The sequence below is a fragment of the Youngiibacter fragilis 232.1 genome (genome assembly GCF_000495435.3).
Taxonomy (GTDB): Bacteria; Bacillota; Clostridia; order Clostridiales; family Clostridiaceae; genus Youngiibacter; species Youngiibacter fragilis.
In genome coordinates this window covers 17377-34234 of record NZ_AXUN02000168.1, presented here as the reverse complement: position 1 = coordinate 34234, position 16858 = coordinate 17377, and the positions used below count along the sequence as shown (strand labels likewise).

Annotated in this window: 18 protein-coding genes; 10 read left to right on the top strand and 8 right to left on the bottom strand. The window is 43.5% G+C overall.

The features are described 5' to 3' along the window. The coding region (locus T472_RS19765; RefSeq protein ID WP_040907146.1) for a BTB/POZ domain-containing protein at nucleotides 1–250 on the top strand (250 nt) is incomplete at its 5' end. Between the two features lie 81 nt (nucleotides 251–331). Here the strand turns inward: T472_RS19765 and T472_RS08520 are convergent. Further along, a complete protein-coding gene (locus T472_RS08520) occupies nucleotides 332–751 on the bottom strand; it encodes an Hsp20/alpha crystallin family protein (protein ID WP_023388540.1) in 420 nt (139 codons plus the stop codon). 268 nt (nucleotides 752–1019) lie between these two features. Between T472_RS08520 and T472_RS08515 the strand changes: the two genes are divergently transcribed. Together T472_RS08515 and fsa are read left to right on the top strand one after the other, a co-directional pair. Continuing rightward, nucleotides 1020–1949, top strand: a complete 930-nt coding sequence (locus T472_RS08515) for a glycosyltransferase (RefSeq protein WP_023388541.1) — start codon at nucleotides 1020–1022, stop codon at nucleotides 1947–1949. 168 nt (nucleotides 1950–2117) lie between these two features. After that, a complete protein-coding gene (gene fsa / locus T472_RS08510; RefSeq protein WP_023388542.1) occupies nucleotides 2118–2765 on the top strand; it encodes a fructose-6-phosphate aldolase in 648 nt (215 codons plus the stop codon). An 81-nt stretch (nucleotides 2766–2846) separates the two neighbouring features. Here fsa and T472_RS08505 read toward each other — a convergent pair whose 3' ends face one another. Further along, a complete protein-coding gene (locus tag T472_RS08505; protein WP_242864785.1) occupies nucleotides 2847–3602 on the bottom strand; it encodes a sulfite exporter TauE/SafE family protein in 756 nt (251 codons plus the stop codon). Between the two features lie 104 nt (nucleotides 3603–3706). On the opposite strand from T472_RS08505, the gene T472_RS08500 reads away from it, so the two are divergent. Next, on the top strand, nucleotides 3707–4072 hold the full coding sequence (locus tag T472_RS08500) for an MmcQ/YjbR family DNA-binding protein (RefSeq protein WP_023388544.1): 366 nt from the start codon (nucleotides 3707–3709) through the stop codon (nucleotides 4070–4072). Between the two features lie 61 nt (nucleotides 4073–4133). Next, nucleotides 4134–5492, top strand: coding sequence for a 23S rRNA (uracil(1939)-C(5))-methyltransferase RlmD (gene rlmD / locus T472_RS08495; protein ID WP_023388545.1), 1359 nt, complete (start codon nucleotides 4134–4136; stop codon nucleotides 5490–5492). Between the two features lie 204 nt (nucleotides 5493–5696). Here rlmD and T472_RS08490 read toward each other — a convergent pair whose 3' ends face one another. Genes T472_RS08490 through T472_RS08465 form a run of 6 tightly spaced genes read right to left on the bottom strand, consistent with a single transcriptional unit; the run spans nucleotide 5697 to nucleotide 14000 of the window. Continuing rightward, a complete protein-coding gene (locus T472_RS08490) occupies nucleotides 5697–8210 on the bottom strand; it encodes a DEAD/DEAH box helicase (RefSeq protein WP_023388546.1) in 2514 nt (837 codons plus the stop codon). Further along, a complete protein-coding gene (locus tag T472_RS08485) occupies nucleotides 8211–10661 on the bottom strand; it encodes a site-specific DNA-methyltransferase (protein ID WP_023388547.1) in 2451 nt (816 codons plus the stop codon). 19 nt (nucleotides 10662–10680) lie between these two features. After that, nucleotides 10681–12318 (bottom strand): DUF2326 domain-containing protein, encoded by a 1638-nt coding sequence (locus T472_RS08480; protein ID WP_023388548.1) that lies wholly within the window; start codon nucleotides 12316–12318, stop codon nucleotides 10681–10683. After that, complete coding sequence (locus tag T472_RS08475; RefSeq protein WP_023388549.1) at nucleotides 12293–12535, bottom strand: ABC-three component system middle component 7; 243 nt, start codon at nucleotides 12533–12535, stop codon at nucleotides 12293–12295. The genes T472_RS08480 and T472_RS08475 overlap by 26 nt, the downstream gene beginning before the upstream one ends. Further along, entirely contained in the window at nucleotides 12519–13757 is a 1239-nt protein-coding gene (locus tag T472_RS08470; RefSeq protein WP_023388550.1) for an ABC-three component system protein, read from the bottom strand. The genes T472_RS08475 and T472_RS08470 overlap by 17 nt, the downstream gene beginning before the upstream one ends. A gap of 24 nt (nucleotides 13758–13781) precedes the next feature. Further along, a complete protein-coding gene (locus tag T472_RS08465; protein WP_023388551.1) occupies nucleotides 13782–14000 on the bottom strand; it encodes a helix-turn-helix domain-containing protein in 219 nt (72 codons plus the stop codon). Between the two features lie 269 nt (nucleotides 14001–14269). Here T472_RS08465 and T472_RS08460 point away from each other — a divergent pair, with 269 nt between their 5' ends. From T472_RS08460 to T472_RS08440, 5 genes are all read left to right on the top strand, one after another. Then, complete coding sequence (locus T472_RS08460) at nucleotides 14270–14479, top strand: hypothetical protein (RefSeq protein ID WP_023388552.1); 210 nt, start codon at nucleotides 14270–14272, stop codon at nucleotides 14477–14479. A 160-nt stretch (nucleotides 14480–14639) separates the two neighbouring features. After that, nucleotides 14640–15134: an RNA polymerase sigma factor gene (locus tag T472_RS08455; protein WP_023388553.1), complete on the top strand. Its 495-nt coding sequence runs from the start codon at nucleotides 14640–14642 to the stop codon at nucleotides 15132–15134. A gap of 79 nt (nucleotides 15135–15213) precedes the next feature. Continuing rightward, nucleotides 15214–15429, top strand: a complete 216-nt coding sequence (locus tag T472_RS08450; protein ID WP_023388554.1) for a hypothetical protein — start codon at nucleotides 15214–15216, stop codon at nucleotides 15427–15429. Continuing rightward, nucleotides 15416–15733, top strand: coding sequence for a hypothetical protein (locus T472_RS08445; RefSeq protein ID WP_023388555.1), 318 nt, complete (start codon nucleotides 15416–15418; stop codon nucleotides 15731–15733). The genes T472_RS08450 and T472_RS08445 overlap by 14 nt, the downstream gene beginning before the upstream one ends. Then, complete coding sequence (locus T472_RS08440; protein ID WP_023388556.1) at nucleotides 15730–16857, top strand: DUF2800 domain-containing protein; 1128 nt, start codon at nucleotides 15730–15732, stop codon at nucleotides 16855–16857. Before T472_RS08445 ends, T472_RS08440 begins: the two co-directional genes overlap by 4 nt. Nucleotide 16858 lies beyond the last annotated feature (1 nt).

The window sequence follows — 16858 nt, the reverse complement described above, 5'->3', positions numbered from 1 at the left end:
AAAAAACAGCGGGACTTCAGGTGACATGATAAAGGCCGGAGCCATCAGCGGGGGTTATTCAATTGCAAATTCATATTCAGCCTTCAAGGCATATGAGACAACAAGACTTGCTGTTACCTTCAGTGCAAGGAATGCAATAATTGCAGCTAAGCTTGGCAAATTCAGTATGTTTGTCATTGCCCTCGATCCTCATCCTACGACCTTTGGTCACTCACTCATATTCGTAAGGGAAAGGAACCTTCTGAAATAACAATTGAAGCCAATAAAAAGCAAAAGAATTGAAAGGTTAAAGTTAACGACCCCACCGGGTATCCCGGCAGGGTCGTTTTGCCTATTTGATCTCAAACTTCGTTCCGCCAGACTTAGGTTCAACAAGCTTAGGAAGTACTATCCTGAGGACACCGTCCTTGTATTCCACTAATGCCTTGCTCTCATCTATGTCATCTACATAGAAGCTTCTCTTTATCGAGCCATATGACCTTTCACGCCTTATGAAGTTCTCGCCCTTTTCCTCGGTGCTCTGTTCCTTCTCAGCAGAAATCGTCAGGTACTTGTCCTTGTATTCAACGACTATGTCGTCCTTGTTGACTCCAGGAAGGTCAGCGTCTATCATGTACTCCTTGTCGTTCTCCTTGATGTCAACCTTGAACTGCTTTGTCGAGGCTCCAAGTGCAGGAAGGTCGTTGAAGAAGTCGCTCATGAACTCGTCGTCCCCGAAAAAGTTCCTACCTATAGGCAGCCTGTTCCTCATACGTCATCACTCCTTCGTATATTTTGTGCAGCTCTCTTGTGTTACCATATAATCTGAGAAGAGCATGCACCTTCTACCCTTATTTTACTACTGGTCCATGTTTTGACAAATCATGGACAGCCTGAAAGAGGGTGATTTTGCCTGTAATTAGAAGCTATTCAGTGCTAAATCACTGCATTGGCGATATGTCATGAGATATGCCTGAAAATCAAGTATAACAGACATCAGACCTTAATTCACAATATCTTAAAGATTAAAGAGGAATGCAATGATAGGAATAATAATACTGAACTACATGACAAGCGAAGAGACGTATGACTGCGTAATGTCAATCAGATCCACTTGCAAATCCGGGTACAGGATATATGTGGTGGATAATGCATCCCCTGACGGCTCATTGGAAAGGCTGACTGATGTTTTTGGTTCTGATGGAGATGTTGTGGTTATCGGAAGCCAGGTGAACAAAGGCTATTCTGCCGGAAACAACATAGGGATACTTAAGGCATTAGAGGATGGCTGCACACATATACTTGTCTCGAATTCAGATATCATCTACCATGAGGGTGCGATTGACAGGCTTAAGGGTTTCCTTTACGGAAACATGAAGGCAGGTATAGCAGGGCCTAAGATCCTTGATGAGAATGGTGATGTTTCAGAGATATCAAGGATATTTGTGAAGACCGGGATAAGGGAGAAGCTTTTCGCGACTACCAGGCTCAGGTCATTGAATCTCATGAACATACACAGGACATACTATGGCCTTGACAAGTCGTTTGATGAGGTACAGAAGGTTTATCATCTAGTCGGATGCTGCTTCATGATGAAGAGGGAGCTGGCTCTGAAGGTCGTTCCATTTGACGAGAACACCTTCCTTTATGAGGAGGAGCTGATTCTCGGGATAGCAGCAGAGAAAGCAGGCTATGACACATACAGCTATCCCTACTCAGAAGTCACACATCTAGGCGAGAGGAGCTCAAGGAACATTGGGGCCAATGCGCTGATACATCTTGTCTGCAGTGAGATATACTACTGCAGGAGGTACCTTAATGCATCAAGGCTTAGGGTCTTCCCGATTTATATGATCAGGTCCATGCTGTACCTTGAAAGGTGCCTGAAATATAGAAGCTACAGGATTAACCTTGGAAGGTACATCAGGGAGTCTGCCAGGAGGTTCCTGTCATCTGACGGATTAGGATGATTGAAAATGACAAATAATAATGTCGAATTTATGATAAACTTCTGAAAATTGTGCTAAAATCATATTTGGAAAGCTATTCATAGACTATTATGCAGTTTTCCTAAATGATAATGGGGAGGTGAAGGGCAAGGCACAGGTTGCATATGGCAGCAGGCTTGGCCCAAACGGATGAAGTACTTTATAGACACGGCAAATGTCAATGAAATCAGGAAAGCGAACGAATTGGGAATACTTTCGGGTGTAACCACGAATCCATCCCTCATAGCAAAAGAGGGAAGAATCTTCGCGGATGTCATAAAGGAAATTACCGACATCGTAGACGGACCCATAAGCGCAGAGGTATTGTCCCTCGAATCCGATGGGATGATCGCTGAAGCACTTGAGCTGGTGAAGATACACAAGAACATAGTAGTCAAGGTACCTATGACGGCTGAAGGCCTGAAGGCAGTATCCTACCTTTCAAAGAAGGGAATAAGGACCAATGTGACACTGATATTCACTGCAACCCAGGCACTTGCGGCAGCAAGGGCAGGAGCTAGCTATGTATCACCATTTGTTGGAAGGCTTGATGACATAGGCCTTGACGGGGTTGAGGTCATAGAAGAGATAGTCCATATCTTCAACCTTTATGGAATTGACACTGAGATAATCGCAGCAAGCATAAGGAACAAGAACCACGTGCAGAGGGTAGCCCTTGCGGGAGCCCACATAGCTACGATTCCATACAAGGTGATCCTGGAGTCGCTGACTCATCCTCTCACTAATGCAGGAATCGAAAGGTTCCTCAAGGATTGGGAAGACGCAAACCAGAAATAAAAACATACGCCCGGGATGGTTATCCCGGGCGTTACTCATGCTGTCTCAGAACGCCGGCATGATGGCTTTATTACGTTGGTGTCATGTGGTCATCTGCCATACCAGCTTCACAAACACAGCTATGGACATGGTGATGAATATGGGGCGTATGAATTTGGAGCCGTTCCTGATTGCAAGGCGGGTACCGACAGTCGAGCCTGCCATCATGAACAGTGCCACCGGGATGCCGATTGCATAATCAATCTTTCCGTTAAGCGCGAACATCACAAGTGATGTTATGTTTGAGGTGAAGTTGATGAGCTTGGCATTTCCTGATGCGTTTATGAAGTCATACCTGAAAAACCTTATGAATATGAAGATAAGGAATGATCCTGTACCAGGTCCGAAGAATCCATCGTAGAAGCCAAGGGTGAAGCCAACCAGGGTGCCGAAGAGCACCTTTCTTCTTGTTATTGTAGTGAAGTTGTTCTGCTCTCCGATCCCTTTCTTGAAGACCGTATAAAGGCCGACCACAAGGATCATCACTGACACGAAGGGCGACAGGAAATCCTGAGGTATGAGAAGCACGGTCCTGACTCCAAGTGCTGCACCCAGCACTGTTGCAGGTACTGCGAACCGAAGAAGCCTGAAGTTGATCTTGTTTGACCTGGCGTAGCCAAGGGTCGAGAGGAAAGAGCCTGAGGTACTGGCGAACTTGTTTGTCCCCAGTGCGAAATGTGGAGGTACTCCAGCAAAAAGGTATGCAGGAAGTGATATGAGACCTCCTCCTCCGGCGATTGAATCTACGAAGGCTGCAAGGAAGCCGGCTGAGCATAGGAAAATCATCTTAAAAAGCAAAGAAATCAGTCCAATCAAAATTTATTTTCACCATAAGATTATAACATGGAGAGCGCATGTCAGGAATGATATAATCTGACTGTATAGGATGGAGGTGGAAGAAGATGTCTGAGAACTACAGGGATATGATTATAGGCCATGCACTGTCCAAGAAAAGGGCCGTGAGTTCATTTCCTTTCGATGATACTACTGAGGTATTCAAGGTTTCCGGCAGGATATTCATGCTAGTTAACAAAGAGGAGCCATTTGAGATCAGCCTGAAGTGCGATCCTCAGAGAGCGGTGGAGCTTCGGTCCATGTTCGGTTTCATAAGGCCTGGATACCATCTCAACAAGAAGCATTGGATTACTGTGGCTGTAGAAGGCAGTATGGGCATCGGATTCTATGAGGAGCTGATCGACCATTCCTATCAGCAGGTTGTGAACAAGCTGACGAAATCTGAGAAGGATGAGCTCAGGGACACAGAATGAGTTCACAAGGCTTGGATTTTCTGGTAAAGTATCAGGGTATCATTGAGAAAGGATTGATTTTTTGAAGAAGAACGAATTGATAGAAGTAAACATAGAGTCGCATGAATTCCCAGCTACAGGAATCGGATATGCCGATGGAGTGAACGTGTCAGTTAAAGGAGCTTTCCCAGGTCAGAAAGTATCCGCAAGAGTGTCCAAGAACCGAAATGGAAAGGCTGAAGCAAAGCTGCGAGGGGTCTGTGAAAAGGCTCCATATGAGATTGATGCGCCTTGCAGACACTTCGGAAAGTGTGGCGGGTGTATCAGCCAGAATATTCCAATGGACCTCCAGGAGAAAATGAAGAATGATGAGGTTGTAAACCTATTTTCAGAAGCAGGGCTTCCAATGGGTATATACGAGGGATTGGTTGCTGTAAAGGAACAATACGGATACAGGAACAAGATGGAGTTCACCTTCGGTGACGAGGTAAGGAATGGTGAACTTACACTTGGTATGCACTACAGGGGTGTAAAGAATGCAGTTGTGAACGTGGATGGTTGCCTGCTTGTCCCTGAGGACTTCACCAAGATTCTCAACTACACGGTTGAACATTTCAGAAAGCTTGGTACCCCGTACTATAGGGTAATGAAATGGGAAGGGGTGTTAAGGCACCTGATGATCCGTAGGGGAGAGAACACGCGCGAACTCATGGTTAACCTTATCACAACAACCAAAGGGGAGCTGGATGCAGAAGCCTGGAAAAAAGGCCTTATGGAACTGGAACTCGATTATGACCTGGTTTCTATACTGCACACTGAAAATGACAATCCTGCAGATGCGGTAAACTGCGACAAGCTTAATGTACTTGAAGGCAGAGACCATATTTTTGAGGAACTGCTTGGATTGAAATTCAAAATATCGCCTTTTTCATTTTTCCAAACAAATACAAAGGGTGCAGAGCTCCTATACAGCACAGTGCGAAGCTTCATCTCTGAAAAGAAGAACGAGATATTCGACCTTTATTGCGGAACGGGAACTATCGGTCAGATCGTATCTGAATACGCTGATAGGGTCATTGGAGTCGAGATAATTGAAGAGGCGGCTTCTGCTGCCAATGAAAATGCTGTGCTCAACGGGCTTGACCACACAACCTTCATTGCAGGCGATGTCAAGGATGTCATAGCAAAACTTGAATCATCTCCTGACCTGATAATACTTGATCCGCCAAGGGGGGGAGTACATCCAAAGGCTCTGGAGTACGTTGTGAACTTCAAAGCCAATGAAATAATATATGTATCCTGCAATCCCAAAACCCTTGTGTCTGATCTGAAATACCTGACGGTTAAGGGATATGAGATAAAAAGGACCAAGGTAGTCGACCTGTTTCCGAATACCCCACACGTTGAGACAGTAGTGTTGATGTCAAGGGCTGAGAAATAAAAGGGCAGAAAGTGCCTGAAAATAAAGGGTTTCCGAGCTTTGAACTATTCTCGCAGCTATGCTGCAAGAGGTTACAATGCAAGGAAACCCTTATTTTTATTGCTCGTGGTAACATATCAATGGTCCTGAAGTTGATAGGGTTGAGTTGACAGCTTGGATAACGCCTGTTTTAAAGGGGTTGAGGAGACAGAGTAGATGTATAGTTTAGTCTTCTCGCACAGAATCAGTATCGAAAATTCTATCAAGCTCCTCGTTTGATATTATGCCACGAACCTTATTCCTAACTGTCGTTTTTCCCATGTCTAATCGATAGAAATGTTCGCGACCATCTACACCTTTTTTTAGACGAATGAGCTGAATCCTACCAAATTTATCCCAGTGCTTTTCTGCAAATTTAGCCAATCCTACTGCCTTGGGATAATTGTCCTTGCGACTTGGGTCATGCGGTTCCAGAATATCGAAAATGTAACCATGTGCATCGGCGCGGACAATCACTAAATCTGGGAACATAGGAGTGGATACACCACTGATTTCATAAGGGATTTCAAGTGACCACTTTTTACGGTCGAGATTGCGTAACCAGCAGACAGCACCGTTTTTAAGTTCTTCTGCAATAACTCCGCTTTCCCACGAGTTCAGTGATGTTTGGAATGTACCGTCCTCAGAACAATAGAGGTGTTGTTCAAAATTCGAGCTATCAGCAGGCACAGAAAAATCGATTGAATGCGGCAATTCCCACGGTACAGATATCGGTTGCGCGGAAGCATTAATTAATCTTTCGTAGATATTCTTTCGCGCCTCGTTCAGTCTCGAAATAGATCGCTTGTGGTTCTCATAGAGCGTAATGAACTCTCTCTCTGCGTAGGCGTTTAGCCTCTCAATTGAGTCCGTATCGCTAGTAAGAACGATGACTTCAATTTTTACATCAATATGGTTACGCGTACTGTTTCTAATCCAATACTCCTTGTGTAAGCCTTCTCCCAACAACTTTCCGGCTTGCTCAAAGTGACGAGATATATCAAACTCGGATACTGCTATAGTCTGTGACATCTCATCAAAGGAATAGGCATTGTCACCGTAGTCAAATGTCAGCGTGCCAAGGGCAAATCCAGTCATTGCTGCCGCCCGGGGTTCAAAGTCTCCGCTATCTTTTATCCGCGCAATTTCTTCATTCATTTTTAATAAAACTGCATTTTTAATAGCTTTTTGTGCTCCCAATTCAATGCCGTCCATAGTCAGCGCACGAGAAAGTTGTATTAATAACTTGAGGGGGGCCTGTTTACGGGATGAATCGATACGATAGGTGATTAGATTATCCATTGCCTCAAACACATCAGAATATGCAAGGCAGCGCCCAAGAGTGACAATTTCTCTGTTGGTGCCAATTTCGGCAGGAATTGCTGCTTCACTGTCACGTAGAGCTTCAACTACTTTCTTAACTGTATCTTTATCAAAGTACGGAAGAAACAGGCGGACACTATTAAGCTCAGCGTAGGAGGAAATTCTTCTCGCTAAAGGAGTACGAATCATGCGTCCCAGAAGCTGAGCAATATAAGTATAATCCTGCGCGCTGCGGAAGGACATCATGGTTTCGGCGCGTGGACAGTCCCAACCTGTAGAAAGGTTCATTTTAAAGAATACAAACATTACTTTGTTATCTTCCTCAATTAGAGAAGCCTCAATTTTCTGGATTTCTATATTACGCACTTTTACATTGCCGCGGTCATTGAATGTATGAACCACTTCTCCAGGCTGTAGCTTACGGCCCAGTGTTTCTTCCAATAAATCAACGCAAGCACCTAAATCAGTTTGAGTTGATTCGCGCTCACTACCATCCTCAACCTGAACAACTAGAATCGGATTTACCATTTTCTCTTGGTCACCTTGATGCTCACAATATGCTTTCCAATGAGCACATTTTTTGCGCCAATCTTCCAATGCGCCTTTGAACATAGTCATATCAGCACTCAGTTGAATATCTGGGTAGTGTATGAGGATACTATCTTTCAAAAGCCCGGACTCACGCACCTGTTCGGGTGGAACAATAACTTTTTGAACTGTAGAAACCGTTCCAGCAATCAAGTTTTCAAATCTCTGAGGTGTCGCAGTCACGCCAATAACAAGAGGCATAACGCATAGCCCATCGCTTTTGCTGCCTTTGATGAATTTCTGCATGATGGACTGCGCCTTATTCTCCGCTTGAACGGACGTGAAGGTGCCTCTATGTGCCTCGTCAATCACCACATAAAATTGCTTTGGATTGCGTTTGGCAGTGTTAGTGAGAGTTTCCCAGATGGAAAACTGTCGTTTATCGGACATTCCTGTCAGCAATTTGTCAGAACCGAGCTTTTGAGTATTCAAAAAGTAGATGCAACCACCCTCGAAGTATTCGGCATTAAAGGTTGAATCGATGGTCATCAAATCTCGCACACGGATTTTATCAGACTTGCTTTCGATTTTCAGCCGTGTCTGCTCATTGAGTTCTGGTGAATCGGAAAGCCAAATAAACACTGAATCCGGTTCTCCGATGCTGTCCGCACTGCCATATAGTATTTCTTCAAAAAGTGTAGTCATAATGATTGTTTTCCCCGAACCCGTAGGTGAGGAAAATGAAATCACTTGTGGGTCTCGCTCACTCCACATTAAATGTGCCTTGCTTATTTTCTCATGTAGTTCGCTAAGAGCCGTGTCTTGAAACGGAAATAGTATATCTCTCATTTATGAATCCCTCCTGCTTCCCAACACAAAGTTATCGATATAATCGCGATATAGTTGGTATGTGTTATTTGCTTTTATTCCAGCAGTCATTTCACGGAAAGCCGCTTCAGAGTTAGTCACAAAATAGACCATTGTAATATCGTCTTCTTCCGATAGCTTATCGACAAATTCGGCATACTTTGTTTCATCCACAAGAATAGCAAAGCCATTTTGTGGAAGAATCAGCATCTCTGGCTCATCGTCAGCAGTTATCTCCGGTCTCTGGCCAATCGCCCCGGATTTTAGCCACAGCAACGGCAGTATCTCGCGGAACTGCTTCCCAAGTGATACACTGTTCTTGTCCAAAAAGCCAAGTTTGAAGTACTCGGCATTTGCATAGAAACCGTCGCTCATGGAACGCTTGACTTGCGATGTAACGTCGATATTGCCAAGTAGTTCCGAAACCTGTGCTTTTATGTCGTTGAATACCGTAGCATCCTTCACCACAATATAAAAATCTGTGATTTGGTCTTGATCTTGCAGAGCATCCAGCCACTCATCAGCATTATCTGCATCAAATAAGATGGACGCAGAGTGTTTCTCTGAAACGATGAATTTACTATCCGGTTTTACCAGCGTCTGCGGCAGTTGCGTCTTACCATCCTTGCTTCGAAGCACGGAAACAATTTGTTTCTTTACACTGTGTGGTAATCCTGAAGGATTATCTACAAAACCAAGCTGGTAGAACGAACGATTTTCTTTTTTTGTAACGGTTTGATTAGTAAAATACTCGCCTGTGAGCGACACGCCGTCTGAGCGTTTACCCAAAATGCTGTATTCCGTCCTAGGCCAGGTTACAGCACGGCAAATCCCGTGTTCTTCCCATTCCGGATCGCCGGGTTGATAACCGATTTTTTGCAATGCCTTTGATTCAGTATCAGACACCTCGTTATTGGTGACCAAAATACAACGACGACTTCCGTTGTCCTCGGCATTGAGCAGGTTGACAGCATGGAGAGTAGTACCGCTTCCAGCAAAAAAGTCAACGATGAGAGCACTTGGATTATCTTTTACTATTGTCGATAGGGTATCATGAACCGCATACAGTGATTTAGGAAATGAAAAGCTGTTAGTGTGACCCAATAATTTTGATAAAGCTTCAGAACCATATGTGCCTGCATTATGCAAAGCTCGACTCCACACGGTTCGTACTTCTTGCGTCCTATCGCTTACATATTCAACATCTACGATATTTTTTATCTCGTCATAACCAATTACCGATATTTTTCCATTATCTATCTGACTTCTTGTTTTTTCACTTAAATATCGAACTGCCCATGTTTTTCTTTTTTTATCGTATCCACCCAAAGTTACGAATCCTTTTTCTATCAATCCATTTAAGGTTGAAGAACTGACCATCCATCTTCCTTCTGAATTATCGGTACGAATTGGCCATGCAACATCATATCCATCAATTTTAGCTTCTAAGTCTGGGTGTTGAGGTAGAGGCAAGAAGTCGAGCGCTTTTACAACACGATGTCTCTTAGAATCCACAAGAATGGGATAAAACTGATTCTTACTGTCTTCACGTTGAGCATCAGTTCCAGAACGCAGAAGAACCGACCAACGAACTTTGTTATTTGTTATTTTTTCACCCAACATCGAATCCTCAAGTTTCGACATTTTGGCTTGGGGCATAAAGCAAAAGAAAGCATATTCCTCAACACGAGCAAATTTTCCGCTAGCGACGCCTTTTGGATTAATCACGATAGTAACCATTTGAATGGTAGATTCAGGATACATCTCATCAAGCAAACAACGAAGATGATGAACCTCATTTTGGTCAATAGTTACAATGAGGACACCAGTATCTGGATTCAATACTCGTTTCGCAATTCTAAGTCTTTTTTGCATCATGGACATCCATTTACTGTGCCGCCAGCTGTCGGCGGAGTCCACATAGTCGTTATTGTATTTCCAATCACGTGAGCCGGTGTTATATGGTGGGTCAATATAAATGCAATCGACCTGCTTGGGGTAGAGGTATTCCAGCAGCTGGAGGGCATGGTAGTTATCTGCTTCAATTAGGGTGTGCCAAAGCTTACTTTCAGGGGCGTTCTCTACAGCAGCAATCGGTTGGAGCATGGGAAAAATCGGTTCGCCAAACTGGGCAACCGAAACAAGCTCCGTAAGTGGGATAGTCATAGTTTCACCTGTTGCCTTGTGACGACAAAGGGCGGTATCACCGTTCAAATTCACCACAACGTAATTGTCGTTGATGCGCCCCGTTTTGAGGGCAACAGTCGAGCCGCTTTTGATAGCAACATCATAAAGAGGAGTGCATTCAGGGATATGTTCCTCGAATACAAGTCCAAATTTCTTGTTTTTAGATAAGCGAACAAATTCCTGTTCTAAGCGACTACGTAAAGATGTGTCAGGAATTTGCCGCAGTAAATCATTGATTGCAGCCATATTTTAGATCCTCCTATGTTTAATCATTCGATTCGTATTTGCTCCACGAACGACCAAAAAGTTCGTTTCCGTCCGACAAACGCAAAATTGCTGTGCCTTCTAAAATCTTGCGTGCCTTCTCAGCTATAGAATCAGCTTTATCAAATGCAATGAAAATCTGTCGCCCACTATCCTGATAACGTTCCAATATATGTTCTAAATGTGTATCCTCAATACGCTTGAGAATATTGGAATCATGAATAAGTGCAGGAATTGGACACAGTTCAAGTATGCTCAAATCGTATACCACAAGGCTCTTGAACGCAGTACCTTCACTGGTGTTGCTGGGCGTTTCAAAGATTATTTCCTTTTGAGGAGTGATTTGCAGAAGAGGCGCAGTTTCATGTTGCTCGGTAACTACACCGTTTATTATTTCCATGCGCATATTAATGTCGTCTTGTATCTGTTCCAGTTTTTCGGTTTGTTGTTGCAGCAGTTTTAGTAGCCTGTGCTCTGATTCGGCGCGGGCTTCCTGCAATTCTTTCTGGTGAATTAACTCAGCTGTTTCATCTTCAAGCCTATCAATGCTTTTTGACACGTTGACGCACTGAGAGAGCACTCGTTCCGACATCTCCTTTGCCAAACCAGACTCCTCGATCTTTTGATACAGCCTTTTGATTTCTCTGTCGCAATGATCAATAAGTGGTTGCAAACGTTCGATTTCCTGATCCATCTCTTGACCAAGGATTTCCCTGATTTTCTTGTGAAAATATTCAATTTCCTCGAACGCTTTTAGATCAGCATTCGGAAAGAAATGCACCAAGGAATCAAATTCACTGGCGGTTTCAGGGTTGCTTTCAGTGATATTGCTCTTAATAGCATTAAGCTGCGACTGGAGACGATTGCGCTTGCGGATGAAACTGTTCAACTCTTTTTGAGCAGCAGTTATTCGTTCAAATGTCTGTGTGTCAAACCCAAACATTGCTAATTGGGCTTCTTCACTGTTTTTCATTAACTTTTGGAGTCTTATTTTCAATGAATCTATAGACTTCTTATTCATTTCGATTTTCTCGATGTCTACCTTCTGGCGTTGGCGCGATTTAAGCTGAGAGGATTTGATGCCGAGTTCTTCCTCCATGCTCTTTATGGCAGCGAGGATTTTATAATGACCGAATAGTTTCATCAGAAAATCGACGGCCTTTTCATCCTGTTCACGAGGCTTTATTAGTAGAGGATACTTTTCTAGTGTGTTTTCACGTCCATAGATACGGAAATAACGCTCTGTGATTTCTGAAAATGTGAGTGCTGGAAGTTCAACTTTGTATTCCTGAAAAAGAAATCTTTGAAATTCGTCCAGCGTCAATTTTGTAATAAAATGGTGATCTTTATCACAACGATATACATATTTAGGATCATCGGTGCTTCGGTAGAAATAATGTAGTTGTCCTTCAAACTGGAAAGTGAAATAGATGGTATGTGGACCTATTTCCTTTTTAATATCATTCGACAGGGAGTAGTAGCTTTCGCCACCGAATGCATAGTCAATAATCCATAGAAATGTTGACTTGCCGATGGCATTACTACCACCGGCACTGCCTAAAACTGTGTTAAGGCCCGACTTAAAGTGGATGGTTTGGTGTTCTAGCGAAAATTTATTGCATTGAATTTCGGTCAACATAGCGCAGCACCCTCCCTTCCTCGATTAGTTCAATTTTTCCCAATGCGAACAGGCAGTCTAAAGCGTTTAGAAAATCGCCCATATTTTTTTTGCCTGACGTGGTTAGCTCATACAGCTCTTTAGGGGACATATCCCGCTGTGTCAAGGCCTCTAAAATATCTGGAAAGCGGCCAATGACGCTGTTTGAATAGTTTGTAACTTTATTTGGTAATCTCATCGAACACCTCACATCTTTGCACGAAATAGGAGATTATTATCTGGCAGGCCTCCCTATATTTATAGCCATTTTTTTCAAACAATGTTTCAGCAAGCAGGTTGTAGATATCGCTTTGGGATGTAAGGGTTTCAGCAGCATCCTCATACATTCGCTTAACGTTCTTGGCAAATGTGTCAACATTCAGTTTGTTTTCTCCGGACAATCGATCTAATGAATTATTGACGCCTTCATACAACTGCCTGACATCTAGAAGTATTCGTTCTTTCAAACGCTTTTCAGTGATTTTATTCTCAACCTTGACAGGCTTAATTCTGAGTCGTGTATCATTTGTTACATCCATCAAGTGGACTTCACGAAGCACATCTTCAATTTGTTTTTCTAACGTGTACCGTGACATTGCATCTCTTGCTACCATAAGAATTTCCAGGTCATGCTTATCTGAAAGCAAAGCCAATTTATCTTCTTCGGAGGCACTTTGTATTTCGCGTTCACAGTCAACACATAATATAATGTCCTCAGTTTCGGAAAGGTGAACGACCTTAGCGTAGTTAACGTCGTTGCCTTCTTTTTTTATGCCCAAAAGTCTACCGCATTTTTGACATTTACCGCCCGTTTCTGTTAGTAACACCAAAGAGCGAGTGTCAATTGCAATTTCATCGGCGGTTTCTATAGAGAATTTACTATATGCCGTAAGGAAGCTTATGCTCGTTTTTTGGGCGTCAAAGAATTGTATATATTCTTCGGTTATCTCTTTTACACTTTCTTCGCAATTTCGGTTTTCAACATTGACTACCGTATAAAGAAAAATTCCTGCGAGAAAGTCATCTAAAACAAAAGCATCACGTCTTGCAATAGTTTCCTTTGTCATGCCATTCACTTTTTCGACAATTGTGTCGGGCTCGATTGTATTGTCAGAAGCAATAATATCCTTCAAGGCAAGAACGATGAGGCTCTTTTTGTTGCCATCCAACAAGGGAAGGATGTTCTGCTTAAAGTAATTTGAGGTAGTACGAGCATCTGCTGTCGGAGCAAAATCAGTCACATTGGGCGATAGATTTTTTTTGCCAAGTATCAAATCTGAAGTAGTGCCGTCATCGGTACGAACGTCATAACTAGGCGCAACAGAAAGCAGTACGGTACCACACAACCACTTTTGTGTAACGCTTTTTGCCTTGCAAAGCTTCAAAATTGTTGCATAAGTGCCAAAGCACAGCTTTTTCATAGATTGCGCCCCCTTTCAATGAATTTAGATAGTTGGATTATCGTCGTTGACGTAGTCAACAATATCGCCAATGTTGACATCAAGTGCCTTACAGATTCTGGCTAACACATCCATGCTTACTGGCAAGTCTTTACTCATTTTCGCCATCGTTGTCGATGTCAAATTCGTCTTCGCCATTAAATCTTTTTTCATCATCTTTTTATCAATTAAAAGTTTCCAAAGTTTGTTATAACTAAATGCCATTTTATCGCCTCCAAGCACTACTGGACGGTATTAAAAGACGTGTCTTTACTATTTTAGCAAATTACTAAGCGAATTTCAATCAGAAATCTAAATGTGCTGATTCTGACTCAGCAAACGCTGAGTTTATGTTTTGCAAAAAAAAGAAATGGAAATTGCTGAGTTACAGCGGAGTGTCAGCGGAGTTGTGGCCGAGGACTTACCGTGTCCGAATCAGTAAAATTTAAATAGATGGTCAGACAAGCCATACTCGATGAAAAGGAGGACAATCCATGGAAGAGATTCGCGATTGTAATGGTCGTATTGCTTGTAAGGGAGACGCAACCACAGGTCTTGTTGAAGTTGCATATAAACGATGCAAAACCAGTACTCAAATTCCTGTTGGAGGAACGTTGAGGATTGAACGTGAAGGTGTTGTGACATTAGTCACTCGATTAAATGATTCTGCTTTTCATGTAGAAAGCGGTGTCTGCGCAGCATAAGGCATTAATCAACTGAATATAAAATCCGCAGAGCTGCACGACGGCCAGGATTAGTTCTCATATCAGAGGACTATCCTGGCCGTCTTTTTCGTTCTACGGATCGATTCGGCTCCTGCGGATTTTTCAAAGCCAAATTTTGAAAACCAAAGGAGCCAAAACTATGTCAAGAAATTTTAAGACCAGCCAAAAGAGCCGTATTAATTACATTTACTACACTTCAGAGGGCACAAAGATCGTGATTACACCCGGAGAAAATGGTGTCACAGAAGCTGACATCGAGCTGTTGCATACGATGGACGACACGGAAGTGGACGAGCAGCGTCGGTATGAATACCGTGTACCTGCACACTTAGATGCTTATAAAGATGGTGAGAGCGAAGCCGCAGATGACCGCAACAAATATCTCGCTGATGATAGCGTAAATCCAGAGGCGTTATACATAACCAATGAAGAGGAACAAGAACATCAAGCCTATCTGGACAAGCTGACCGCAGCTATGGAGTGCTTATTGCCTCAACAGAAAGAGCTTTTTAAGAAGGTGTATCTGGACAAGCGCACCAACACAGATATTGCCGCAGAAGAAGGTGTGACAGAAGCGGCCATTCGTAATCGCCTTAAAAAGATTCAAGAAAAACTTAAGAAATATTTCTTCTAAATAGGGGGGTTCGAAAGAACCCTCTTTTTCGCATATCGATGAGGGGCAGGAAATTGTCCCTCCGGAAAGGAGACAGAAAATGAGCCTTAAGCACAAGGTAACGATCAATGTGGCAAAACCCGGAGGTATACGAAGTCCAGTTTTGCAAAGCAGCAGACAGACGATCCGCAGTAAACTGCTCAATCTGCTGTTCGGCGAAAAGGTAAGCCTTATTGTGATCACCCCCGGAGATTCAGTGAATACGGTGGAGATCAAAGAGATCAGGGAAGGAGGTGCGGAGAATGAGCAAAATTAAACTTCTTCTAGATGTGGTGTCGGATCTACGTTCATTAGCTGACAGCGTTCAGGCAGTAGCTGAAGCAATCATGGAAAACGAGTCAGCAGAAACTCAGCAGTCAGAGATGCCTGAGCCAGAAAAAGAACCTGAAGTGAAGAAAGTAACTCTTGAAGAAGTACGAGCGGTTCTGGCTGGAAAGAGCCATGAAGGCTTCACGACTGAAGTACGAGCACTCCTTTTGAAGTATGGCGCATCGAAGCTTAGTGAAATTGATCCGGTAAAGTATGCCGCGCTTCTTGCGGATGCGGAGGGGCTGAAATGAGTAAGCACGCTATACTCTCAGCATCCGGGGCGCATCGGTGGATGAATTGTACTCCATCGGCAAGGCTGGAGCTTGAGTTTGATGACAAAAGCGGATCTGCTGCAGCTGAAGGAACAGCGGCACATGAACTCTGTGAGCACAAGCTTCGTCGAGCGTTGAAAATGAGGTCCAAGAAGCCAGTTTCCACATTCGATTCCGATGAGATGGATTCCTATACCGATGGTTATGTGGAGTTTATCCTTGAAATCATCGATCAGGCAAAGCAGTCCTGCAATGACCCGCTCGTGTTGATTGAGCAGAGGTTGGACTTCACCAAATATGTGCCTGACGGGTTTGGCACTGGCGACAGTTTGATTATAGCCGATGGAACACTTCATATTATTGACTTCAAGTATGGACAGGGCGTTCTTGTGAACGCAGAGGACAATCCTCAGATGAAGCTCTATGCATTAGGTGCACTAGAACTTTTCGATGGCATATACGACATCAACACAGTGGCCATGACTATTTACCAACCCCGCCGGGAAAATGTCAGTACGTTCACGGTTTTTAAGGAAAGCCTGTATCAGTGGGCGGAGGAAATTCTCAAGCCTATAGCAGAGCTGGCTTTTGCAGGGGATGGTCGGTATTGCCCCGGCGAGTGGTGTCAATTCTGTAGGGCAGCAGTAAAGTGCCGGGCTAGAGCAGAATCCAAAATGAAACTTGCTGCGTTCGAATTTGCCTTGCCGCCTTTGCTTTCTGATGAAGAAATCGCAGAGATACTTTCATCAATCGGCGATCTGACCAACTGGGCTAATGAAATTATGGCCTATGCCACAGATACGGCTGTGAATCATGGCAAACACTGGCCGGGATACAAGGTGGTCGAAGGCCGATCCAACCGCAAGTACACTGACGATGAAGCTGTCGCTGAGACGGCGAAAGAAGCCGGATATCGCGATATCTACAAGCAGAGTCTCATCACCATTACCGAAATGGAAAAGCTGATGGGCAAACCCAAATTCAATGAAATCCTTGGAAGCCTGGTCATCAAGCCAACGGGGAAACCGACGCTGGTTCCTGTATCGGATAAGCGTCCGGAAATAAATACATCAACAGCAAAAAATGATTTTATGGAGGTTTAAT